The sequence below is a fragment of the Rosenbergiella collisarenosi genome, from assembly GCF_018494085.1.
Taxonomy (GTDB): domain Bacteria; phylum Pseudomonadota; class Gammaproteobacteria; order Enterobacterales; family Enterobacteriaceae; genus Rosenbergiella; species Rosenbergiella collisarenosi.
In genome coordinates, this window is the sequence record NZ_JABBFP010000002.1 from 23870 (window position 1) to 47982 (window position 24113).

General features: G+C 45.1%; 23 protein-coding genes, 1 other RNA gene and 2 pseudogenes. 11 read left to right on the top strand and 15 right to left on the bottom strand.

Annotation, left to right across the window (positions count from 1 at the left end; all coding sequences use genetic code 11):
• Positions 1-178: 178 nt before the first annotated feature.
• Entirely contained in the window at positions 179-895 is a 717-nt protein-coding gene (locus tag HGT70_RS02750) for a nucleoside/nucleotide kinase family protein (RefSeq protein ID WP_071431338.1), read from the bottom strand.
• A 381-nt stretch (positions 896-1276) separates the two neighbouring features.
• Here HGT70_RS02750 and HGT70_RS02755 point away from each other — a divergent pair, with 381 nt between their 5' ends.
• Together HGT70_RS02755 and HGT70_RS02760 are read left to right on the top strand one after the other, a co-directional pair.
• Positions 1277-2011 (top strand): nucleoside/nucleotide kinase family protein, encoded by a 735-nt coding sequence (locus HGT70_RS02755; RefSeq protein ID WP_214194835.1) that lies wholly within the window; start codon positions 1277-1279, stop codon positions 2009-2011.
• A gap of 26 nt (positions 2012-2037) precedes the next feature.
• Positions 2038-2769, top strand: coding sequence for a nucleoside/nucleotide kinase family protein (locus HGT70_RS02760; RefSeq protein ID WP_422047387.1), 732 nt, complete (start codon positions 2038-2040; stop codon positions 2767-2769).
• Positions 2770-2825: 56 nt separating this feature from the next.
• Here HGT70_RS02760 and HGT70_RS02765 read toward each other — a convergent pair whose 3' ends face one another.
• Both HGT70_RS02765 and HGT70_RS02770 read right to left on the bottom strand, forming a co-directional pair.
• A complete protein-coding gene (locus HGT70_RS02765; RefSeq protein ID WP_071431332.1) occupies positions 2826-3185 on the bottom strand; it encodes a diacylglycerol kinase in 360 nt (119 codons plus the stop codon).
• A 70-nt stretch (positions 3186-3255) separates the two neighbouring features.
• Positions 3256-4392: an N-acetyltransferase gene (locus HGT70_RS02770; RefSeq protein WP_071431330.1), complete on the bottom strand. Its 1137-nt coding sequence runs from the start codon at positions 4390-4392 to the stop codon at positions 3256-3258.
• A gap of 521 nt (positions 4393-4913) precedes the next feature.
• Between HGT70_RS02770 and HGT70_RS02775 the strand changes: the two genes are divergently transcribed.
• Genes HGT70_RS02775 through spt form a run of 4 tightly spaced genes read left to right on the top strand, consistent with a single transcriptional unit; the run spans position 4914 to position 9033 of the window.
• Entirely contained in the window at positions 4914-6671 is a 1758-nt protein-coding gene (locus tag HGT70_RS02775; protein ID WP_214194836.1) for a fatty acyl-AMP ligase, read from the top strand.
• On the top strand, positions 6668-7585 hold the full coding sequence (locus tag HGT70_RS02780; protein ID WP_214194837.1) for an NAD-dependent epimerase/dehydratase family protein: 918 nt from the start codon (positions 6668-6670) through the stop codon (positions 7583-7585). The genes HGT70_RS02775 and HGT70_RS02780 overlap by 4 nt, the downstream gene beginning before the upstream one ends.
• 27 nt (positions 7586-7612) lie before the next feature.
• Positions 7613-7861 carry an acyl carrier protein gene (locus HGT70_RS02785; RefSeq protein ID WP_071431324.1) on the top strand — a complete coding sequence of 83 codons (249 nt, stop codon included), beginning with the start codon at positions 7613-7615 and terminating at the stop codon, positions 7859-7861.
• A complete protein-coding gene (spt, locus tag HGT70_RS02790) occupies positions 7861-9033 on the top strand; it encodes a serine palmitoyltransferase (RefSeq protein ID WP_071431321.1) in 1173 nt (390 codons plus the stop codon). The genes HGT70_RS02785 and spt overlap by 1 nt, the downstream gene beginning before the upstream one ends.
• A gap of 48 nt (positions 9034-9081) precedes the next feature.
• Here the strand turns inward: spt and HGT70_RS02795 are convergent, their stop codons facing one another.
• From HGT70_RS02795 to HGT70_RS02805, 3 genes are read right to left on the bottom strand one after another with little or no spacing between them, the layout of a single operon-like run.
• Positions 9082-9654 (bottom strand): YtfJ family protein, encoded by a 573-nt coding sequence (locus HGT70_RS02795; RefSeq protein ID WP_214194838.1) that lies wholly within the window; start codon positions 9652-9654, stop codon positions 9082-9084.
• A 42-nt stretch (positions 9655-9696) separates the two neighbouring features.
• Positions 9697-10524: a hypothetical protein gene (locus HGT70_RS02800; protein ID WP_214195192.1), complete on the bottom strand. Its 828-nt coding sequence runs from the start codon at positions 10522-10524 to the stop codon at positions 9697-9699.
• 9 nt (positions 10525-10533) lie between these two features.
• Entirely contained in the window at positions 10534-11868 is a 1335-nt protein-coding gene (locus tag HGT70_RS02805) for a lipopolysaccharide biosynthesis protein (RefSeq protein WP_071431318.1), read from the bottom strand.
• Positions 11869-12353: 485 nt separating this feature from the next.
• Between HGT70_RS02805 and lptF the strand changes: the two genes are divergently transcribed.
• Together lptF and lptG are read left to right on the top strand one after the other, a co-directional pair.
• Positions 12354-13424 (top strand): LPS export ABC transporter permease LptF, encoded by a 1071-nt coding sequence (gene lptF, locus HGT70_RS02810; protein ID WP_071431316.1) that lies wholly within the window; start codon positions 12354-12356, stop codon positions 13422-13424.
• Positions 13421-14497: an LPS export ABC transporter permease LptG gene (lptG, locus tag HGT70_RS02815; RefSeq protein ID WP_071431314.1), complete on the top strand. Its 1077-nt coding sequence runs from the start codon at positions 13421-13423 to the stop codon at positions 14495-14497. Before lptF ends, lptG begins: the two co-directional genes overlap by 4 nt.
• 68 nt (positions 14498-14565) lie before the next feature.
• On the opposite strand, the gene HGT70_RS02820 is transcribed toward lptG, so the two are convergent.
• From HGT70_RS02820 to HGT70_RS02830, 3 genes and pseudogenes are all read right to left on the bottom strand, one after another.
• Entirely contained in the window at positions 14566-14946 is a 381-nt protein-coding gene (locus tag HGT70_RS02820; RefSeq protein WP_071431312.1) for a YgiW/YdeI family stress tolerance OB fold protein, read from the bottom strand.
• 385 nt (positions 14947-15331) lie between these two features.
• The gene (locus HGT70_RS02825; RefSeq protein ID WP_241569998.1) at positions 15332-15514 is read right to left on the bottom strand and encodes a hypothetical protein; all 183 of its coding nucleotides are present in this window, start codon (positions 15512-15514) and stop codon (positions 15332-15334) included.
• 1778 nt (positions 15515-17292) lie between these two features.
• Positions 17293-17415 (bottom strand): annotated as a pseudogene (locus HGT70_RS02830) (IS1 family transposase); the annotation flags it as partial.
• A gap of 587 nt (positions 17416-18002) precedes the next feature.
• Here HGT70_RS02830 and HGT70_RS02835 point away from each other — a divergent pair.
• Entirely contained in the window at positions 18003-18155 is a 153-nt protein-coding gene (locus tag HGT70_RS02835; protein WP_425328679.1) for a tail fiber assembly protein, read from the top strand.
• A gap of 690 nt (positions 18156-18845) precedes the next feature.
• Here HGT70_RS02835 and HGT70_RS02840 read toward each other — a convergent pair.
• The 5 genes and pseudogenes from HGT70_RS02840 to smpB form a co-directional block, all read right to left on the bottom strand.
• A complete protein-coding gene (locus tag HGT70_RS02840; RefSeq protein WP_214194840.1) occupies positions 18846-20882 on the bottom strand; it encodes a prolyl oligopeptidase family serine peptidase in 2037 nt (678 codons plus the stop codon).
• 74 nt (positions 20883-20956) lie between these two features.
• A pseudogene (locus HGT70_RS16820) lies at positions 20957-21328 on the bottom strand (integrase core domain-containing protein); the annotation flags it as partial.
• Between the two features lie 75 nt (positions 21329-21403).
• Positions 21404-21568 (bottom strand): transposase, encoded by a 165-nt coding sequence (locus tag HGT70_RS16825; protein WP_425328674.1) that lies wholly within the window; start codon positions 21566-21568, stop codon positions 21404-21406.
• A 261-nt stretch (positions 21569-21829) separates the two neighbouring features.
• Positions 21830-22193: a transfer-messenger RNA gene (gene ssrA / locus HGT70_RS02850) on the bottom strand.
• 49 nt (positions 22194-22242) lie between these two features.
• Positions 22243-22725, bottom strand: coding sequence for an SsrA-binding protein SmpB (smpB, locus tag HGT70_RS02855; RefSeq protein WP_071431228.1), 483 nt, complete (start codon positions 22723-22725; stop codon positions 22243-22245).
• 162 nt (positions 22726-22887) lie between these two features.
• On the opposite strand from smpB, the gene HGT70_RS02860 reads away from it, so the two are divergent.
• A complete protein-coding gene (locus HGT70_RS02860; protein ID WP_071431226.1) occupies positions 22888-23322 on the top strand; it encodes a type II toxin-antitoxin system RatA family toxin in 435 nt (144 codons plus the stop codon).
• On the top strand, positions 23303-23608 hold the full coding sequence (locus HGT70_RS02865; RefSeq protein ID WP_157725343.1) for an RnfH family protein: 306 nt from the start codon (positions 23303-23305) through the stop codon (positions 23606-23608). Before HGT70_RS02860 ends, HGT70_RS02865 begins: the two co-directional genes overlap by 20 nt.
• A 39-nt stretch (positions 23609-23647) precedes the next feature.
• Here the strand turns inward: HGT70_RS02865 and bamE are convergent, their stop codons facing one another.
• Positions 23648-23992 (bottom strand): outer membrane protein assembly factor BamE, encoded by a 345-nt coding sequence (gene bamE / locus HGT70_RS02870; RefSeq protein WP_071431222.1) that lies wholly within the window; start codon positions 23990-23992, stop codon positions 23648-23650.
• Positions 23993-24113 lie beyond the last annotated feature (121 nt).

The following is a 24113-nucleotide window of genomic DNA, read 5'->3' on the forward strand; positions in this document are numbered from 1 at the left end:
AAGGTGTCCATACTCGATAACTCCACAGGAAATCTGGCGCATGGCCGAAAGGGAAGTGGTGAGAGTGTCGTACAAGATAGGGTAATGAGAAGCACTGTCCAAATGCCTAAAGCGGGGGCATAGCATTTACGTATCAAAAACTATCTGCGCGCACAGTTGTACGCGCAGGGAAACTGACTTAGACAACCTCACCTTTAATGACTTTTTTGAAGCCTTGCTCAACCATAAACTCGTCGACCAGCGTATCGACTTGCGCGAGAACTTGCGCCAAAGGCTGATCAGCGTCGATATTGATGATTTTTTTACCGCCGAAATCGAGTTTAGGTGTGATTTCAATCTTTCTTCTTAATGCATCACGGCGGTGATCGGGCTTACGGGCACAGGCTACATCTAACGATACATTCAACTTTATGACTAAATCTGGGCGATATTGTGTCATCCACTGGAATGCATTGAGCTCGCGTTTAGTGATCCAATTAATAAACGGGTTTTTCGAGGGGGCGCTAGGTAAGGTAAGACTGTCGTAAGCGCCAGGAACCTGTAAGTGAGGATAGCGGTCAGCGAGGATAATGTGTCCTTGCTTGCGAAGGCTAAGCATATTACGAAAGCGTCGTACCCGACGGATCAGAAAAAGACCAACCACTAAGCCAGAGAGAGTTGTGTGGTTTGTTTTATTCACCTTTACACGGGTTTTCTCGATCTTATGCCCAACTGAGCGGCCAATCAGCGGAAGGTTTGCCGCTGCCCGTCCGACATTACCTGCTTGCTTTCCTAAATGTACGTAAGAAGTGGTGCCATATTCAGAGAGCGTGCTCACGAGGTGCTCACAGACTGTAGATTTACCTGAACCATCACTACCAATGACGGCAATGACGGGAGTGGACTTGGTAGACATATAAACCTCGTGTTCAATACTTTAAAAGACGGATGGTAGTAAGAGTTTTGGTTAGTAAAAATCATCGGCTTGAGTAGGGTACATTACGGCTACGGTAGGCTTCGCCGAGCATTCTGCAGCAGTTGATTCCACATATTTTGGCATTTTATGCTGCTGTAGGAGGTAGATAGCAGTTTACTATCTTCTACACCGAGGATCGCCGTGAGCTATCGTTAATGATTTTACTGATTCCGAATAGGGTAAATTTTCTTAAACTCTAAAGATACTGAATTTTTGATACCTTAACACTATTAACGTTTAAACGTAACGCTTTGGTGTTAACAGGGGAAGTGAAGACATTGAGCAGTAAATCCTCTACTATATTGAAAATTGAATAGTAGAATGCGTACAGAAATTGTGAATAAACCGACTTCATCACCTCAATCTCCTCCCTTACGTGTCATTGCTATCACGGGATGTGATGGCTCAGGTAAATCAACACTGGCTAATCGATTGGTTCAAACCCTTGCGTTAAGAACGCCTGTAGAGCCGGTATATTTAGGGCAGTCATCGGGGTTTATTAAACAGAAAATTACCGAGTTACCAGTAGTTGGTGAAAAAATTGCAGCCTATCTAGTCAGTAAATCCGATAAAGTTCATGAAAAACCGAATACTCCACCGGGCAATGCAGAGGGGACGGTCATCTTTCTTTTATCTTGCTGGCGCGCGTATAAGTTCAAGCGAATGTTGCGTCGGGAACGAGAAGGGGTTCTCTTAGTCACAGACCGCTATCCACAAGCGGAAGTCGCAGGTTTTCGGGTCGACGGACCGCATCTTGGCAAGGCACAAGGTGGTAGCTGGTGGATACAGCAGCTAAGAAAGCGTGAGCAACGTCTTTATGACTGGATGGCTTCTTATCCCCCAGCTTTACTCATCCGTTTATCGGTTGATGAGCAAACGGCTTATGCACGTAAACCCGATCATGATATAGCTTCCTTGCGTGAGAAAATTAGGGTTATTCCAACCTTAACGTTTAACGGTGCGCACATTCTTGAGCTGAGTGGAAATGATCCTGAAGATGAAGTGTTTAAAGCTTCACTTGTCGCCATTCATAACACATTTGATCTCCCTAATTAATTTTAATAACGGTAAAAACGCTAGATATGAATACTCCTCCTGACTCGCGGGTCACGTCGACCTCCACCGCGACACCTATCGTTATTCCACGAATGGTGGCGATTGTCGGCTGTGATGGTTCCGGTAAATCGACAATCACCGCTGATTTGATTAAAGAGATGCAGAAAGTTCGTCCAACCGAACGTCGCTATTTAGGTCTTATTTCTGGTGAAGATGGCGATAAAATTAAAAAACTCCCAATCATTGGGGTATGGCTAGAGCGGCGGCTTGCCAAAAAATCTGAAAAAACACAGAGCATGCGAAGCGACGCTCCACCGCTCTGGGCCGCCTTAATCATGTATGCGCTCTCTTGCTGGCGTTCCTCAAATTTCCACAAAGCGAAAGCCTTAGCTGAAAGCGGAGTTTTAGTGATCGCCGATCGTTATCCGCAGGCTGAAATTTCAGGTTTTCACTACGACGGTCCAGGTCTAGGCATGGAGCGGGTAAAAGGGTGGTTATTGAAGGAAATGGCCAAGAAAGAAGAGGTCATCTACCATAAATTGGCTGAATACCAGCCGGAGTTGATTATTCGCTTGGATATTGACGTCGATACTGCCTTCGCACGTAAGCCCGATCATAATTACCAGGAACTTAGCGATAAGATTAGCGTTATGCGCCAGCTTACCTACAATGGCGCAAAAATACTCGATTTAGATTCAAGGCAACCTTACGATGAGGTCCTCGGTCGGGCGCTGGCAGCAGTAAAAGCGGTTAAGTAACGAAAAAAAGGGCGTGAGATAGCCACTCGCGCCCATATTCTACTACTTAATATCGGTCAGAAAATAATGATTAACCACGTTAATAACGTTGCGACAATTGCGATAAGTTGCGCGGCTCCGGCCATATCTTTGGCCCGCTTAGAAAGCGGGTGTATCTCATAAGAAATACGGTCAACGACGGTCTCAATGGCAGTATTAAGTAACTCAATGACGATCAGTAGGAAGCTACAGAGAATTAATAGAATATGCTGCGTCTTGGATATCGATAAAGTTAGCGAAATAAGCACTAAGATAGTGCTAAAAATAAAGATGTGGCGAAAGGCGTCTTCTGTCTTGAAGGCATCGGTGACGCCAGCCCAAGAGTTTTTAATACTGAAGACCAGACGCTTTGTTCCAGTTAGTTTTTCAATCGACATAATAAACCATCGTCAATAAAGAAAAAGTCGATAGCAAGCGACTCAGCGTCGCTGCCATCATAATAATCGCTTAGCTTTCGGGCGTGATCTTTTTCTCGAATAAACGATAATTTTTGTAAGGCTCAGCGCCAATACGTTCCAAGATAGTCCGCATTCCGGTGTTAGTTTCTAGAATCCATGACATTTCAAGTGCATCGATATTACGGCGGCGGAAAGGCTCACGCAGTGCCTCGATCAGCAAAAGTGCGATGATAGGTCCTATACGACTGAATTGATATTCTTTCTTAACGCCCATCAGGGGAACGCGGGCGGTTCGTACACCGCTGACCTTTAAGCGCCACAACACCTTAGCCCAGCCGAAAGGAAGAAGCTTACCCTTCAGTCCGCTAATTGCTTCGTTGATATTCGGTAATCCCACAATAAAGGCTGCCGGTTCGCCGTCAATCTCAGCAATGTAGATCATGTCGTCAGGGACCAAGTATTTAAGCTGTTGGCCCATCGTCGCGAATTCATGCTCAGTAAAAGGAACAAATCCCCAGTTATCTTGCCAACCTAAGTTGAATAGATTCCTCAGGATCTGCATCTCTTGATCGAAGATTTTACGATTAAGCGGACGGATTGTGACGCGTTTGCGTACGTTGTCCATAAGCTTGGTAAGACTTGGTTCAAAGTGAAGATCGGTGCGCTTCATCCAATAAGCGATGAGATCGATGGCTTTGCTATAACCTAGTTTCTCGATGTGTTTTGCATACCAAGGCTTGCCATGCGTCATTAACGCAGAGGGTGGGGTATCGAAGCCTTCGACCAGTAATCCGCTTTCTTGATTGATATTGAGGCTGAATGGGCCAGTGATTTGGTGAGCGCCTTGGGACACTAACCACTCCTCAGCGGCTTTAAATAATGCGGCAAAAACCTCTTCGTCATCGATTGCGTCGATCATCCCAAAATGGCCGGTATTCGGTCCATAGAGCTCTCGGTGTAGAGAGTCGACTTGGGCAGTAATGCGCCCGACAACCTCAGAGCCTCGCTTTGCTAACCAGGCTTGCCATACCACGTGGTCAGACGCTGGATTTTTCTTGGAAAGATGCTCTTCACGCTCGACGTATAATGGGTCGATCCAATTCTCGTCACCCGCAAACAGGGTTGAGGGGAAATTGATGAAGGCTTTCAGATCCTGTTTGGACGATACTTTTTCTATTGAGATCATAAATACCATTACTTCAAGTAATTGTTCAATGGATAGCAAATCACTACATGTACAAATAACAGCAACATGCAGCAATAAAGAAAGAGGAGGCTATAGGCTCGGCAGTATGTTAGTATATCGAAACAGTCACGGTAGTAATTGTCAATTTATTTTTCAACGTTAGCGTGAAAACATTCTGACATACTATTAATTTGTAACGAAAACCATGATTTTAATAGAAAACGTTACAGCTTTCTGGTGAGTGCGTTATTTCCTACTAAAAGTAGTGGAACGCACATATTACCTATGACATGATATTTTAAGATCTTTACAATTGCAGGGTATTTTCGGAGCAAGACCCTGAGAAGCGCATACACTGGTCAGCAAGCAGTCGTCACGACCCTAGGCGCTTTTCTGTGGCGAACGAGCGACGATGTTATAATCGTAAGTTGGAAGATGCTTGAATTACTACTTTGGTCGGGAGCTCTCTAAGGAGCTTGAACTTCCTCAATATTTATCAGTATCAACAGGTGTACCACTATATGGAAGCGTCTACAACGTTTGCAACTCAATCCCATCATCAACTTCCAATTCGCTATGCAGACTTTGCTACATTAGCAGAAGCCTTGGATTACGCTGCATTGGGTGAAACCGGCATGAATTTCTATGACCGCCGTAACACCTTAATTGCTGCCGTGCCCTACAGCGTCCTACGGGATAAAGCGGTAGAGGGTGCTCATAAGTTGCTTTCTTTAGGATTGACTAAAGGGGATCGCGTTGCACTCATTGCAGAAACAAGCGTTGAGTTTGTTGAAACCTTTTTCGCGTGCCAATACGCAGGATTAGTTGCTGTCCCTCTTGCAATCCCTATGGGGATAGGGCAGAGCGCTTCATACGTAAAAAAATTAACCGGTCTACTGAATGGCTGCCAAGCCTCTGTAGTGCTCAGCAGTAAAGAGTGGTTGCCGATGGTGCAAGAGGTTGTGTGTGACTACGCCCTCCCGACTATTCTTAGCCATGAAGACTTTGCGTTGCTGACTCATGAAAGTAACGGCGAACTGCCACAGGTCGTTGAGGACGATATTGCCTATTTACAATATACCTCAGGGAGTACCCGCTTCCCTCGTGGAGTCGTTGTGACACAAGCCTCAGCAATGGCGAACCTTCGTGCCATCAGCCATGATGGGATTAAACTACAAAAAGATGACCGTTGTGTCTCTTGGCTGCCGTTCTATCATGATATGGGGCTAGTAGGGTTTGTTCTGACTCCCGTTGCCACGCAAATCTCTGTCGATTACTTACGTACTCAAGACTTCGCGATGCGCCCGATGCAATGGCTGAAACTCATTACTAAAAACAAAGGTACAGTCTCTGTTGCCCCCCCCTTTGGCTACGAAATATGCTTACGTCGTAGTAACGAAAAAGAGTTAGCTGAGCTCGATTTAGCGAGCTGGCGAATTGCGGGTGTTGGCGCAGAACCTATTCCGTCTGGATTACTGGACCGCTTTACTCAACACTTTAGCCAAGTCGGCTTCGGTGACGATACTTTCATGCCATGCTATGGCCTAGCCGAGAATACACTGGCAGTAAGCTTTTTTGATAAAGCGACAGGTCCTCGTTACAACATCGTCGATCGCTATATCTTAGAATACGAGAGCAAAGCCGTGCCTCCGCAAAGCGAGAGCGCTACGCAAGCCGTGTTCGTTAACTGCGGTAAAGCTATGCCCGATCATGAAATTGTGATCCGCAACGAAAAATATGAGCCGTTACCCGAACGTAGTATCGGTCATATCTGTATCGCTGGCCCGAGCTTAATGCGCGGTTATTTTCGTGATAAAGAGTCTCACCAGCAAATCGCCGAGAAAGGGTGGTTAGATACGGGTGATCTTGGCTATTTACTTGATGGCAACCTCTATATCACTGGACGTAAAAAAGACCTTATCATTATTCGTGGACGTAATATCTGGCCACAGGATATTGAATATATGGCCGAAGCAGAGCCTGAGGTGCGTACTGGCGATGCTATTGCGTTCATGACTAACCAAGAACACGATGATGCTGAACGGATTATCTTGCAGATTCAATGCCGAGTAACGTCGACCGAGCGTCGTGGGCAGATCGTTCATTCGCTTTCTTCGCGAATTCGTAACGAATTTGGTGTATCGGTAGATGTTGTTTTAGTGCCGCCGCACAGTATTCCACGTACCTCGTCGGGTAAACCCGCGCGCGCAGAAGCCAAAAAGCTCTATCTAAATCAGCACTTCGAGCCTCAGTTACAACTGGCCGGAAATAAACAATGATTCAAACTGTTGCCTTAACAGGTGCGACGGGATTTATCGGATCGCATATTGTTGAGAAACTGTTGTCATCGGGTTTTCATGTACGAGCATTGACCCGCTCCCCTCCCGCCGCAGGACAGCGTAATGGCTTAACCTGGGTGAGGGGAAGTCTTGAAGACGAAAGCGCTCTTAATGAATTAGTCTATGGCGCGCAGGTAGTCGTGCACTGCGCTGGCCATGTTAGAGGTAAAAACCTCTTAACATTCACTCAGGCAAATGTTGAGGGAAGTTTACGCTTACTCAATGCGGCTGAGAACAGTCTTAGCTGTAAGCGTTATCTCTTTATCTCCTCTCTTGCGGCGCGGCATCCAGAGTTATCTTGGTACGCGCAATCCAAAGTGGCGGCAGAACAGCAACTTATCGAAAATGCCTCGTCAGTCTCTATCGGGATCTTCCGGCCAACTGCGGTCTACGGACCTCGCGATAAAGAGTTACAGCCTGTTTTCACGTGGTTACTTCGAGGACTACTTCCGCAGACCGGTTCATCTGCTACTCAGCTCTCGTTTTTACACGTCTACGATTTTGCAGAGGCTGTCGCGAAATGGATCACCGCTGATGTGCATAACGAAACGCCTTATGAGCTTTGCGATGGCAGACCATCCGGTTACCGCTGGTCCGATCTTCAAGAGATCGGGGAATCTATCCGTCATAAGCCGGTCAAAGTATTGAAAATTCCCCTGCCATTGCTGAAATCTATCGCAATGCTCTCTACTCAAGTCAGTCGACTAACGGGGAAAGAACCGATGTTGACGCAGAGTAAGATAGGGGAGTTAACACATATAGACTGGTCGGCAACTAATGTTATGATAACCAGCAACATCGGCTGGACCCCGACTATACAGTTAGAACGCGCGCTTCGCGACGGGCTATTTTGATTTACATTTTTATCTAAGAAGATTGTAATGGAAAATAAACAGCAACTACTTGATTACGTTATTGATTGCCTTGGGCAATTAGTAGCTGAAGGGAAAACAGTTAAGCCTGATAGTGATCTCGTCAATGATCTCGGCTTAGAGTCAGTCAATGTCATGCGCTTACTGATGATGCTGGAAGACGAATTAGATATTTCGATCCCTATCAATATCCTGATGAATGTAAAAAACCCGGAGCAGTTAGTCGCTGCCATTGAACCGTTAATCGGAGATCAATAATGGGTTTATACGACAAGTTCACGCGTTTTGTTGAAGAGCGTCAAAAATTTCAGGTTTCCGGGATCAACCCCTTCGGAACCTGCATTGACGAGATTTACTCTGCAACCGAAGGTCGGATCGGGGATAAAAAGATTATCCTGGCGGGATCGAATAACTATCTTGGACTAACTTTTGATGAACAAGCCATCAAAGAAAGCCAAGCAGCACTGAGCCAACAAGGGACCGGAACAACCGGTTCGCGCATGGCGAACGGAACGTTTGGGTCGCATCTGGCGCTTGAACAAGAAATTGCCGCGTTTTTTGAACTCCCGACTGCCATCGTTTTCTCAACCGGTTACACTGCAAATCTCGGTGTGATCAGCGCATTGGCGACCCCCGATGCCGTAGTGATTATCGACGAAGACTCTCATGCCAGTATCTATGATGCTTGTGCTTTGGGCGGTGCCCAGATTATCCGCTTTCGTCACAACGATGCAAAAGACCTCGAGCGTCGTATGCAGCGTCTTGGCGAGAAAGCGAAAGAGGCTATCATTATCGTTGAAGGCATCTACAGTATGCTTGGCGATGTGGCTCCACTGAAAGAAATTGTCGATATCAAACGGCGTTATGGTGGCTACATCTTGGTCGATGAAGCTCACTCTTTCGGGGTAATGGGCGCCAAAGGACGTGGCTTAGTCGAAGAGTTAGGTGTTGAAGATGATATCGATATCATCTTGGGGACTTTCTCTAAAAGCCTCGCTGCGATCGGTGGTTTCGCTGTCGGCGGCAAGCAGCTTGACGTATTACGCTACTGTAGCCGTCCTTATATTTTTACCGCATCACCTTCTCCGGCGAGTATTGCCTCAGTCAGGGCGACACTGCGTCAAGTAGGACACTCGACTGAGCTACGTGAAAAGCTATGGAGTAATGCACATCGCTTATACAAAGGACTTGCTGAGCTAGGCTACAAACTCGGTGAGCGTGTCAGCCCCGTTGTACCGGTAATGATTGAGTCTAAAGAGGCGGGTCTAGAGATGTGGCGTTCACTGGTCGAAAAAGGGGTTTACGTTAACCTCGTTCTTCCTCCTGCGGCACCTTTTGGAATGACCCTGTTGCGCTGTAGTGTTAACGCTGCGCACAGCGATGAGCAAATCGATGCCATCATCCGCGCTTTTGCAGAAGTAAAAGCGTAATCACATTAATGCCTTAATACTTACGAGTAAGTATTAAGGCATCCTACTTTATGACCGCGAGTGAGCGGCTTTCGCTATCAATTCTCTGAGCAACTGAATGACATGATTGACTTGATCGTCCGTCATCGGCCCATCTTTTTCCCACTGAACTTTACCCTGCTCATCGGTCACAATAATTGTCGATGTCGCGGGAGGTAATTGCCACAGAGCCTTACCTCGCCCGTCATTATCAATGATAAATTGCGCCCAAGGATATTTACGTTGGTTCTTCTCGATTTTACCCTGTACAAAAAGACCAGTACCAAATAGCTCGTCGTCGGCATTAACAATGGTTACAGGCTGAAAGTCAGCGGTTGGCAAATTCGCCGCTTTTACCGCCTTAATCATATCGCCATTCTGTTTTTTTGCGGAACTACGCCCAGCTATATATTGGATAATTCGTACTTTACCTACGAGGCTCTGACTCTCCCAGGGGCGATATGAGATGTGATCATCAGAGAGTAGCAGCTCGCCTTTGTCGGCGATGGATAGCGGCTTTAGCGGCTGGCCAATCACAAAGTTATTGGCCAGCGCGAGTGTAGGGATCAGCGATAGTAATACAGCGACAATCTTAGGTGTCATCTTTCTATCCTATGGCAGAGGGTAAGCATAGTTTGGTTATCGTTAAATTCTGACAGTTTTCTCCACCAGTTGTTCCAAGTCGCTTCTTAGTTGGCTATCGAGGGTCGTCGGTGTCTCATATTCCCGGACGCCCGAGAGTTTATCGGCCACCATTTCATCGTGTTTATCACCCATCAGGCCGTTGATATTGGCCAGAAAACGAGAAATCGCATAGACCTGAGTCGGGTTATTTTCGATCGAACGCTGCGTATCGAAGAAAGAGACCTGTTGACTAACAATTTTCCGAATATCGTGAAATTCTGTTCCTGTGACCGTCGCTTTATTTAACATCGTCGAAAGCTCATTAAGTTGAGCGCAGACGTAGCGTTGGAATCCGGTCTCACTATCGACGTGCAGATGATTTAGGGAGTATTTCACCCAGCTCCAAATTGGACGACTCAGTAATAAGCGGAGAATTTTTCCGTAGTACTGTACGCTGTTCTTATCACCATTCTTAAAGCCATCTTGGAAATGACCTAAATAAACGGTCGTGGCCTTGAAGATTTTATCAGCATCGTGTTTTTGGCTGTAAAGACGCTGAGCAAACCGTAGGTGCTTATAACGTGCGCGAATAAATTTATATTGCTTACGCTGTGCCTTAGTTAATTCTTGTCCAGCGAGTACCTGGTTAATTAGGGAGAGTAATTCCTGTCGGGTGAAGCCTTCTTCCCATAGTTGTAAACATAATGCGTAATAATCACGAATATTTTGCTGTGATGTACCCAATACGACAGAGGGGAACTCCGTCGTTTCACTATTGATAACATCGTCTTCATCAATAGCGAGAAATAAGCGGTCGACGACCTCTTGAGGATATTTTTTCCAACCCATATTTTTCATTTATGCGGTCTCAAGCGGTTTATGATAAATCAGCGTACTCCGCCGACGATAAGCCATTAGCGTTGGGAAAAGCGTCAGAATCGCTTCCGAAGATTGACCTATTAAATAAGCAACTGCTGCACCCTCAACGCCATACAGGTGCGATAGTAGCATTAATAAGAAAATATAGGAGCCGGCGGCGACTATCTGTACCCCTAAATATATACGCTGTTTACCCGCCATTAAGAGTAATGATTCTTGGGGGAAGCCCATCATAGAAATAACAATTGCGCCAAGCATGATTTGTATCAAGCCGTAAGCTTCGAGATATTTTTGCCCAAATACAAAGGCGATGACTGACCCCCCTGCGGCATAAATGACTAAAGCGATAAGTAAGCCAATACCTCCGGCAAATAACGCTGAGCGGATCCCTAATAGCCAAGGCTTTGCCGTTCGTGGATCGAGACGCATAATTTCTGGATAAAAACTCTTCTCCAGTAACTTAGCGGGGGTTCCGGTTGCGTCGAAGAACGTCATGGCGATTTTAAATAAACCAGCTGCGCTTGGGCCAATAAAAATACCGACTAGCAGGGTGCTACATGAGTTCTGAGCGGCCCAGATTGAGTGTGCGAAGTTGGTCGTCCATACGAAGTTCCAACATCCAGGAATACGCTTACTCGCCTTAAATAGCGAAGGTCGTAACGCATTATGCAGGTTATGCCGTTTAAGTTCTTGGCGTGCAAACCACCAAAATAGTGATCCACCGACGAGGTTAGCAAGATACCAAGAGACGACGAATCCAGCGAAGCCGAGCTGCGCAAAATAAGAGATAACGCTTCCAATCGCGATTAATAGGGGTTTGACGGCTTGTTGAATCGCGATAAGGTCGAACCGATCGAGGGTCCGTAAAACTCCCGTTGGCGTTGAAGATGCCATCGAAGGAATCAGGGTGCAGTAGAGTAGGGCTAGCTTAAAAGACGTCGCGTCCAATCCGAGTGAATGAGATAGGAAGGGAAGCAGGAGCATGCCGCCTGCAATCGCGACAATACTACTCACGATATCGAGCCCAAATGAGAAAGAGATGACGTCACGCAGACGTTGGCTATCGCCTTTAGTGTGGGCAGGAGCACCATATTGCACGACAAACTGCCAAGTTTGAAATTTGACGAAATCGCTGATGGCTTTGGTGTACGACTGGATGACGACTAATGTCCCAAACATTTGAGGAGTCATGCCTTTGCCCGCACAGGAGAGGGCTAAGAGTCCGAGGAGCGCGCTGACAACATTACCGGAGAGTAAATAGGCGCTGTTTCGAAGAATAGTGCGGAAGGCACCGTCTGAAAACCAATTTTTCATTAAAGACCAACTCTAAGACAATTTTAATAGCGATTAGGGTATGACTCCTTCAGGCCAATCGTGCAGGATGGATATCTCGCAATACTGAGTGCGGAAGGATCCTATTGGAAATGAAGGAGTAATGCGACCTTTTCATTATGCACATGGCGTAATCGATACGGCGTAAGCAGGCGTTGTCGCTTCTATTTCGGACGCAGCATGATAAAGCATTCACTGCCTATTGTTAAGCTCCGCTACGGATGATCAGTGCGACGCTCATACTACCTTCAGAGCGATTCTCGGCTAAGATGATAAAAGTTGAGCTCATGGCGATAACCGTTTAAGGATAACCTTTTTATTCTCGACGCAGTATAATAAGGAACTTAGACGGCCGATTTAGCGCTAGTATGCTAACATCCCCGTCGAATGGCACTCACTACCCCAGTGTATCGAACGGCTCGAGTGTGAATCGCCCTTAGTCCGTATTGCGAGGTCAATGTTAAGTTATGTATCTGTTTGAGCGTTATGTCATGAAAGAAACCCGCAACGTCGTGTTGATGATTGTCGGTTTTTTAATCTTTATCTTCACTATTTATTCTGCTCAACGATATCTGACTGATGCGGCAAACGGTACGCTTGCGCTGAAGGCTGTATTCGTCATTGTTTTTTATAAGGCATTAATCGCCTTGGAGATGCTGCTGCCCATCGGGCTGTATGTTGCGACCGCTATCTCCTTGGGGCAGCTTTATAGTGACTCTGAGATTACCGCGGCACTCGCAGCAGGGATCTCACCCCTAAGGCTTTATCGCGGTATTCTGTTACTCGCCATCCCGGTCGGTATCGCCTGTGCGCTGCTATCAATGTATGGCCGCCCGTGGGCATACGCACACATCGATCAGTTAATGCAGAATTCGCAGTCGAGTTTTGACGTTAGCCACTTGCAAGCGAATAAATTTAATATCGAGGATAACGGTACGATGGTTCACGCACAAACTATCACGCCGAACGATAATCATATTCAAAATACCTTTATTTACACGACAGCTAATGGCGTCACCAAGGTCTTCCGCTCTCAGGTGGCGAATATCGATAATACTCATCCCGAGACGCCAATTGCTCATCTACAGTCGGGGTCGGCTTACACGTTTGAACATGGTAGTAGCAACGATAGCCAGCAGACGTATCGTAACCTCGCCATTAACCTAAAGCCGCCCGTGGACGACGATGAAACCCGCAGTAAAGCCAAGTCTATGCGTACGCTCGAGAGATCGCAGGATTTATCCGACGTTGCAGAGCGCCAATGGCGTCAGACACGTGGGCTTAATGCTGTGCTCATGACCTTGCTCGCGATCCCCCTTAGCCGCGTTCGTCCGCGACAAGGACGCTTCTCAGTCTTACTGCCGTTAGCCTTGGTATTCATCGTGATCTTTTTTGCCGGGAATATCTGCCGCACCTTGGTGAGCAACGGGATGTTACCGTCAATCCCAGGCGTATGGTTAGTTTCGTGGTGTATGTTACTGGGTATCGCTTATTTTTGGGTTAGAGACTCTTCACTGCTAAAGAAGTTTATTAAATGAATATCTTTTCGCGCTATCTCATCCGCCATCTGTTCATCGGCTATTTTGCTGCGGCACTCTTATTGGTGCCGCTATTTACGCTCTTTGATTTTATCTCTGAGTTAGAAGATGTCACTACCAGCTATAGCTGGGGACAGGCACTCCTCGTCGTGGTATATCTCGTCCCTCGCTGCTTGGTGAATCTAAGCCCGTTTATCGCATTATTAGGCGGTATCGTTGGATTGGGGAATATGTCGAAGAATATGGAACTGACTGCGATCCGCTGTGCAGGTTTCTCTATTTTTCGCATCGCTCTCGTCGTATTACTCTCAGGGGTTATGTTCACCGCCTCGTTGGCGATTATCGATGAGTGGATTGCTTCGCCTTTGCAGCAACAGGCTCAATTACGTAAGGACACGGCGTTGGCGGAGAGCCAAGATAGCGATTCCGATGCGAAAACGATTTGGGGGCAGCAGGGGGATGAGTTTGTCCGTATTGACCACTTAGATAAACAAGGGCAACCTCAGGGTATCGAGATCTTTGATTACAACAGTGATCTCACCTTAAAAAATTATTTGTCTGCAGAATCAGCGACCTATGGTGAAAATAATGCTTGGACACTGCACAATGTAAAACATACGCAATGGCAGGGAGACCGCCAATCCACCAGCCAACAGGCGACGATGCCCTGGGTATCTATATTTAATAGTAACAACCTAAAACAGCTACAGTTATCGAGCGAGAGCTATTCTATTCCTCAGCTAAAGAATTATATTCACTATTTGAAAGCGACCGAACAGCCGTCGATGGAATATCGTTCGGCATTGTGGCAAAAGCTGGGGCGGCCTATCTTAGTATTAGCGATGGTGCTGTTAATTATTCCCTTTACCTTCGTTAATGCGCGGGAAACAGGAATGGGAAATCGGCTGGCGTTGGGGGTTATTGTCGGCTTGGTGACGTATATCATCTACCAGATATGTATTAACCTCGGGCTTATTTTCTCCATTACTCCGCTTATTGCCGTCGTTATTCCTCCTGTACTCATGTTATTGGCCTCTATCGCCTTGGTCTACCGATTCAATCAGAAGAAGTAGGCAAGATGAGTGGCTATAGCAAATAGCTTAACGCCTCGCGGAAAATAAGCCGCGAGGCGAGTCGGTAGCTAGTTCACCAGCGTTACTGTCTTAATATCAATATCGACGTTGTTGCCATCTTTATCAATTTCACCCTCTAACCGCACTCGATTTTTGGGCGAGATGGATTGTCCATTCCATTTATGGTCGTCGATTTCTACTACGATGCTGCCGGAGCTATCCATAAACTCATAGTGCTCGTCGCTAATCTTTTTGGTGATATTTCCCTCTACGACTACCTTGGTATCGTCTTTCAACGCCTTAGCCTGTGCAACCGATAACGTTTTATGCGGGCCATTGAATCCTCCCCGCTGAGTGCTGTCACTTCCCGGCCCTGTAAAACCTCCCTGATCGGCAAATGCTGGCAGAGTTAAACTCGAGAGTAATGAGAGTAAAAGTAACTTTTTCACGGCGTTCTCCTTTTAAGATTTCCTATAAAGCGTAGCAGTGGCTTGTCATAAAGTTTTACATGTTACTGAATTTTGTGAGCGACATTACGGTTTTGGTGTTGGCAAGTAAGGATAGGGGGTATTTATCAAACTTGGTTGTGCTCGACTTACGCCGATACAAGGCGTAAATCGTAATAGGGTTGATTAGTGGGGAAAGTGTTATTGGCCCATGCGGGCTTTCAGAACTTCTACGGATGGCTCTGGAATAATCTTTGAAGACTGATGGAGTTTGAATAAGTACGTCTAGTTATTGCTCAAAAGGTTATTGTTTGATTAAGTTTCCTTTCGTGTACCTAAAAGTGAGCCAATTATTTTTTTCTCATCATGAAATATTCTCCTGTAAACCTCATCTCTTTGACGCGATCTGACGTACTGTCATCGGGAATTCATAAGCAGTGGTTTCCCAAAATTTAGGCGAAAAATCAAACTCGTATCGACTTCTGAACTCTTTTTCGAAACCGTCACCATAGGCGGAAATAAAATTATCAACTTCCAGCGTTTTGCCAGATGATTTCATCTGCTCTGCCATTACACGGTCTAACGGAGTACTGCGCGATCGGATCATATCCATTATCAGGTTTCGCTTTTCGTCGGCCTCACGTGCGGCCTGTTCCCGTGTGACGAAACCGAGATTACCCCGTGTTCTGAGGTCCTCAGCTATTTCTCCGATACGCTTTCAATATACAAGACGTAAACGAGGTCCGGGCCGCTACCGCTAAATATCCCCCCTGAAGCACATTAATAGCTACTTTAAATTGCTCACGTCCGCGACTGTCTATTGAGTTCAAAAAAGACGTGTCCATTTTTATTCCATCTGCCATATTGAGCTACCTGTACCAAAACAAGCTAGGGATCTGAAATCTAGTCGTCCCATTAAAATAGTTTTATAGAAGAGCTTACACACTTTCCACCTTAGTTTTTTGAATTTATAAATAGTCACTTTATTGGTGATTGATAGAGCTTACACGCCAAATACATTGGGCATAGCGGATGTAGCGTCCAAATCGGTGAATAATAAGAAACCTGATGCGAAAGGCAATACCCAGCTAGGAAGCGTAGCTAATACCGAGTCAATCGAATCAAAAGCCACAAGTGCCGAGGGATAGGGACTCACCGTAGGGGATTTCTTATAAGGACTAAAAAAAGTTCGGCGATCCCGTATATTTTAGTAATTGTACGTTTTATAGCCGCATACACATTCTGCTCGAAGTGAATAACGGCCGAAATTTTCGGGGGATTACCGTACTTGCCAGCTCGATACTGATTTTGTTTAGTAATTGCAGGTCATGCTCTTTCGCCTGTATCCGCTCAGGGAACGTCAGGATAACCCGGCTGCACGATACGTCGCTAATGGAGTTACTGAAGTGTGCCCATTCGTTATTTAACACCGGACTGTGTAAGGAATGGACTTCGCGATATTTGGGGAGCAATTGCCACCGTATCGTCTCTGCATCTCTTCTTGTTAGGTAGGATAATGAGCAAAAAGTCTTTAGCTGAGGTTTTACTTTGAAGATGTTGTTATGGGGGCCCCGTGTTATCCGAGGGATGACTGGCTTCAATCCACAATCATTACACTTTTTGGTATACATTATAACGTGTACCAATTATCGCCAAATTAAGGGGGGATATCGGTACCTATAGCGATCTCCTTTAGGAAACCTATTCAGTATGTCGAAATATCTCTAAAAGTGAATGGTTCTTTTTGCGGAGATACTTACAGAACCTCAAAGGCCAGCATTACACGCCAGATTTAACCAATTAGAGGTATCACCAATGATAAATAGTCAACTTTTTAAAAATTACGTTTGATAGTAAATGTTACTGGAAAATACAAAAACTTGAGATAAGCTTAAATCATTCGACTACTGTGAGTATATTTCCTTGAAAAGTTCTCTGGTCGTATACGCTGGATTATCTATCTCTATTATATTCATACACAGTGCGTTGTGTTACGCATCGGATGGGCGAATCAACTTCCAAGGATACATTACAACAGTACCTTGTGAAATAGAGACTTCACGTGCAGTGCTGGTACATTGTATGGAAGCGGGGAGTGTACAAGCTGAGGACGTTCATGTGGAGGGAAATGAGCCGTTTGCAAATACTTTTGTCAAGGTATCAACGCAGAACATTGCTTCAAATGCTAGGAATATCACGATTCAATATAACTAAATGTGTTCATAGATCAGATAACTAAATGTGTTTATAGATCAGATAACTAGGTATAAATTTGTTAGTAGGGGCCCCCGAGTAGTAGGACATTAGCTTCTCGATAAGCGCCCCTGCGACTTTTTCGTAGATCTCAACTTATCGCGAGAAGCAAATTGTTTTACGAGCTAACCGTCTAATTCGAATTCGGGTGCTGAACGTCAGGTTATTACGCGTGATATGCTGGGTGAATATTATACTCGTAAGATGCTTATTCTTTGGTCATTTCCACTTCGCGGCTTTAAAGAAGAGACAGGCGTCAAAGGACAGGTGCTTAGGGTAGGGGACTTAGAACTAGGACTAATGCAAAGTTCGCGGATCTCGATAGATCTTAATACTTGTATGTTTGATAACGGCGCGCACATTCTACTCTATACGCGTGATTGCCGGGATGTTCCCCTCGTTTTGACTAGTGGAGGTTTTAACGCGCACTGTACAGATGGGTAATATTTGCAGCACAAATGCACTATATCTTTGTCGATATAAATAATACAAGCCACGTTTCTCTCTGGGGTGCGCTCAACTAGGTGAAGTGGCGGTGTAGTGGTCAACAATAACCTCCATCAGCAACCTAGAAGAGATTAGAACTATTTGCCATTGAGTGGCGGGCATATCGAGGGTGACTTAATTATTTCAGGGCGTTATGCAGTTGAAGGCAGAAATATTATTGAGAAATCAGGGTAAGATTAGCATCTGATAACCAGCGTCAGACAAAGGGTTTAAGAGTTGCGGGTTATAGAAATCTAAAGGTTGAATTTTTTGGAGAATCATCGAGCTAAAAGATACCCCATAAAATCGCCGCAGAGAAAATAGCGCCGTTACAAGATGCCGTGGATCTACAAATAGCGACTAAAGAAGAGATACAGAGATTGAAAGAGTGGAAAAGGTATCGAGTGATACTTAGCCGGGTAGAGCTTAATACTGATGCAGTAATATGGCCAGATAAGCCGGCTGAAGGCTAAGAGACATTTTAGGCTCTTCCCACCCATTAACTCTACCCCAAAAAATAGCTAGTTCGGGTCACCAAAGTTGAACAAAGAATAGTTTGAGGGTTTAAATTGCGTTAACAAAATTTTCCATTGAGCTGCTAGTAGCAGTTTGAAAATTTATGATAGTTACAATGATAACCGCAGATAATATCTAAGTAATACTTAGATGTCTCTTCCAAATACGTAACACATTTTGGTCAAAATTTAGTAGGAAAATTACCACTTTTCTCCGGTTGAAAAGATCTTCGTGATAGGTAGTATTTCAGTGGTATAAAAAACATCCTTATGTTAAATAGAAAGTGTATTAATATAGTTTATCGTATATTTTTACATTTTCTATACTCACATTCATCTAGCTTTGGGAGTTATTTTTTATGTCACTATTATCAGAAAAAATCCGTCAGAATAAGAAGTGTCATTAAGTGATTATATTTATCGTTAAACTTGAATTATGATTAATAAGAGAAGTGGTAAGATATCTAGAAATTAATTATTATATTACGCACATAACACCAAGCTTTGCTGAATAAATTTGCTGAGTAAGGCTGTTCTACAATATACTAGTTATCTCTGTAAACAGAGTATATGGATCAGCCCATAATTTATTGATGCCAACTTACAACAACTACTACCTAGGGTTATTCAAACGTTAGATAACTATTGTTACCGTTTTGTAAGCATTTGCCACATGAACTCCTCGAGCATCGCGTAGTAAAATGCTGCCTGGCTATTTTCTAGGGCAATACCGTGGCCAGCCTCACTTTCTTCATACAACCATACATTCTTATGGCCCTGCTGCTGCATCATGGCAACCATTTTTCTTGCATGTGCAGGACTAACACGATCGTCCTGAGTACCTGTGGTAAATAGCACTGGCGGATAGCATTCTTCGGATGATACTTTGTCGAATGGCGAATAGCTTTGTAGCCATTGTAGTTCCTCGACTAGTTCCGGATCTCCATATTCAGCAATCCATGAGGAACCAGCTAGCCAACGATGGTAGTTGCTCATGTCAAGAAGTGGAACTTCGCATACCAAAGCCCCAAAATATGTGGGGTAGTCTGTCAGCATATTACCAATCAGCAATCCTCCGTTACTCCCTCCCTGAGCTGCAAGTTTGGCTGCACAGGTTACGCCGCGTCGAATCAAATCCTTAGCAACGGCTACGAAATCTTCATATGCGCGATGGCGATACTGCTTAAGCGCCGCCCGATGCCACTCTGGACCGTATTCACCGCCCCCACGAATATTAGCTACAACGTAAACTCCCCCCTTTTGTAACCAGGTAATTCCTTTAGAACCTATATATTCAGGGGTTAAAGATACTTCAAAACCGCCATAACCATTTAATTGAGTAGGATGCTGACCAGTCAGTGCAAGTTCTTTACTAGCTATCTGAAAATATGGGATACGAGTGCCATCCAGAGAATTAGTAAAATGCTGAGTAACTTGAAAATTAGTATTATCAAAGCATTCTGGATCTTGCTTCACTACACAGAGCGTTTTGTCATCTAGATTGCCATAACTCAAGCTACAGGGCTGCAGAAAACCATAACTTACCAGCTGGTAACGATTACTTTCCAAGTCACAATTTGAAGCTGTAATCGTCGTGAAATCAGGCAATGACAGTGTTTGCACATTAACCCACTGTCCTTTCTCTATTTTTAAAATCTCAACGCATCCCACCACATCTCGGATTATGTTCAGGAGAAGATAATCACGCGTCGAACTGTAACTCTTTAATATAGCTTGACTATCAGGCATGAACAAAGCGGTAAAAGTCCTCTTGCCCTGTTGGAAATTAATGAAATCTATTGCCAGTAAAGCCCCAGCGGGATAAGTATTATCCTTCATTACCCATGCGCTAGTGAGTGTGACTAGTAACCACTTATTAAAAAATCTGCATGATGCATCTTCGGGGATATCGATGGAGTGCAATATTCCCTGATCAGTGAGCTGGAATATGCAACTTCGATAAAAATCTAGATTACATTGTACTAATGTTTTTTCGTAACCCAGCGTAAGGTCCCGCCAAGCTGAAACTGTCAAATTGGTAGTTTCGCTGGCATAAATTAGAGCTGCATCGGTAGGCAGCGTTCCACGCGACCATCGGTATAGACAACGCGGATAACCTGACGTGGTGAGCGTACCTGCTCCCGAATCCAAAGCTAGTAACAGAGTATTAACATCCAGCCAGACTACCGAACTTTTACTTTCGGGAAGAAAGAAACCACCGCTAATAAAAGTTTTACTAAGAAGATCGAACTCTCTTATTTCACAAGCATCGCCACCCTTCGATAAAAAAATAAGTGCTCGTGAAAAATTAGGATAAAGTAGGTCAGCACCTCTGAAACTCCAGTTTGTATTTTCACATTCATTCAAGTGATCGATATCCAGCACTGTTTCCCATTCTGGATCAGTAGTCAAATAGGATGTTTCGTGAGTTCGTCGCCAGATACCGCGAGGGTGACATTCATCTTGCCAGAAATTATAAATAGTATCGTTATAATGGGTACCCCAAGGAATATGCGCTTTGTCATTTAGTGATGTCAGGACATCCTGCTGCATATTTTGAAAACGATCACCTTGGGTAAATTTCGACATGGTTTTATGATTTTGCTCAGCCACCCAGCGCAGCGCTGTATCGTCCAGTGGTATCTCAAGTTTACTTAGAAAATCTTGGAAATGTTTCTGCTCCATCACGAATCCTTTTGTTGATAAGCTATCTACTCTTCAATATAGCTCTATTAAGTGCTTCTGTAAGTAGACCTATTTTAGTTCAAGACACTTTTTGAGGTTTCCGGGTTAGCAGCAATCAATCGGTATTCTTCAGGCGTCAGGTTGTTCAGGGATTCATGAGGTCGCTCACTGTTATATTACCTTTGCCAGCGATTTGTAATTTCCCGTTCTTCATTCAGGATTCTGAACAGATAAAAATCCAGTATTTCAGTCCTGTATGTCTAGTTAAATCATTCAATAAAAGCATTCTGAGTGGGTTTCCCAGGCTTAATAAACTCCAGTTGCACACCATGATCTTCAGCCCATTGAGCCAGCGTCAGTGAAATAAATACCGGCTCGTTATCCATCCTAAGTTTCAGCGGATAACCGCGGCTGGCAATGATGCGACCCAAAACTATGATGACCCGCGTATAATTCCATACATGACCCCGCTTGCGAATAACTTGAAAAAGCTCCTTAAGGATAGCGTTCAGCCAGCACGGTTAGAGCATCAATGACAACTTCATCACGCCGTATTTCGCTTTCCAGCTGTAATAGCTGACTTCTGAAATTGCCGCTTCGCGATAGACATTGTTCACCGTTAGACCGGCCCCAACAAGCTTCAGAGCGGCGATAATCTGGTGTTCAGTAAATTGGACCTTACGCATAGAGATCGCTTATAGGGAACATATTTAGTATGTCGGAAGATATCTAAAAGTGAATGGTTTTTTTTGAGGGATAATTACACACCTATTAACTCCCGCCCATAAAAAAAGCCTCAGACCGAAGTCTAAGGCTTTTTTTTTACGCTCGGAGCCGCGGCTCTTTTGCATATCCTTTCATGTCCCATCATCGTCTGGTCGATGTCTGGGTACAGTGTCCAAATGCTTGATTTCTCTAGCTTTGTCCGGTCACTGTCCAACCATGATTGGTGGAGCTGGGGGGATTTGAACCCCCGTCCAGAATTACTACACCGTCGGCACTACATGCTTAGTCCAATCTTTACATTCGCCAATTAGCTGCGGATGGACACGCCACTAACGAACTAGCCTGATTAAGTTTAATGCTTCAACCCCAGGCAGGGCATCCACACGATCTCTTTTAGGTTTGACCTCTCTTGATCCCCGTCCTAAGAGCGGAGGCTAGGGAGAGAGGGCTCTGAGCAGGTTATTAAGCTGCTAGTGCGTAGTTTTCGTCGTTTGCGACTATTTTTTTGCGGCTTTTTACGAGGCCAACCGCCCCTCGGCATGCTCCTAGGGCTTCGCGAATCCTGTCGAATCCAGAATCAGCCCCAAGTACTGTTATACAGTGTAGCAGATAATTACGCTGCCACACCAGTATTTTAACGATTTGCGTTCTTCATGATACGTGCTTTATCCAACTGCCACTCACGATTCTTGATATCGTCGCGCTTGTCGTGCTCTTTTTTACCTTTGGCTACGCCAATTTTCAGCTTACACCATGCATTTTTCCAATACAGCGATAATGCAACGATGGTATATCCCTCGCGGTTCACTCGACCATAGAGTGAATCCAGCTCACGCTGTTTAAGCAATAATTTACGATTACGTGTCGGGTCGCAGACCACATGGGAGGAGGCGACCATTAATGGCTGAAAGGTCGAACCGAAGAGGTATGCCTCGCCATCGCGTAATAAAATATAGCTTTCACTAATATTTGCCTTGCCGGCTCGTAAGGATTTTACTTCCCATCCCTGTAAGGAAAGACCGGCTTCGAATTCCTCTTCAATGAAATATTCGTGGCGCGCACGCTTATTCATTGCAATGGTCGCGGAACCAGGCTTATTTGATTTTTTCTTCGTCATAGTATCCCTTTTCTACACCACTTCATTGAAGCGTAGCTGACTTCCTTAAGTAAGAAAGTTAAGTAATGGTGCTATTCTAGCACGCTGATTCCGATTAGACATTTCTGTTTACTTGCTGAAACTGCTATGATCACGATGTTTTTTTCAGACCAGGAACTCTTTATGGCCCAGATCAGTCGTTCAGCGTTGGTGCCTTTCAGCGCGGGTAAAATGTATCAACTCGTTAATGACGTCGATAGCTACCCACAATTTCTCCCTGGCTGCACCGGTAGCAAAATTTTAGAGCAATCCGAGCAGCAGATGACCGCCTCAGTGGATGTCTCAAAAGCGGGGATCAGTAAAACTTTTACGACCCGGAATACGCTCACTGAAGATCAGCGTATCGCGATGGAGCTTGTCGACGGGCCGTTTCGAAAATTAACCGGTGGCTGGACGTTTACGCCGTTGGGTGATGACGCTTGCAAAGTGGAATTGAGTCTCGATTTCGAATTTTCCAATATGTTAGTAGAGATGGCTTTCGGTCGAATTTTCAAAGAATTGGCGAATAATATGGTTAAAGCGTTCAGCGAACGTGCCCATGAGGTTTACCGTGGCTGATATTCGTGTCGAAGTTGTCTACGCTCTACCAGAAAAACAATATCTACGACCGGTAACGGTAGATGAGGGATGCACCGTTGAACAAGCGATTATCGCCTCAGGTCTGTTAGAGCTTCGCAAGGATATCCAACTGACAGAGAACAAAGTGGGTATCTACAGCCGACCAGTGAAGCTTTCGGACATCGTTGAAGAAGGCGATAGGGTAGAAATCTATCGTCCGTTATTAGCAGACCCGAAAGAGCTTCGTAGGCAGCGCGCGGAGCGTTCTGCAGCGACTAAAAAATAAAACTCTCGCTACACGTAGACTTACGCGTAGCGAAAAAACTTAGCGGGTCTTACTTAACGCAGGCTTATTATCAATATTGGTGAGGATGCCGCTACTGTTGAACGTCAGGGTGAGGGTTTGTTGAGTAACCTTCTCATGGCCTGGCTCTTGGCGGAAGACGTAATACCATACATTGCTTCCGAAAGGATCACTCATCATCGGAGTTCCTAATGTATAGGCAACCTGCTGCTGACTCATACCAGTATGAATTTTGCTGACATCGGTCGCGACTAAATAATTCCCTTGGTTGATATCTGGGCGATAAACTACACGTTCCAACGTCGAGCAACCAGCGGTGGTTAATAACAGCGCCGCGGTCGCAGCAGTCAGTATTTTACTGCGCATGAATCGTTTCCTTTTTCTTGACCAGTTGCCCGCAGGCATGACTTGCCATCACAATAAGTTTACCCTGATCGCAGGGAAGCTAGATGTCGATAATAATAGACCTTACGCCAGATGAAAACCT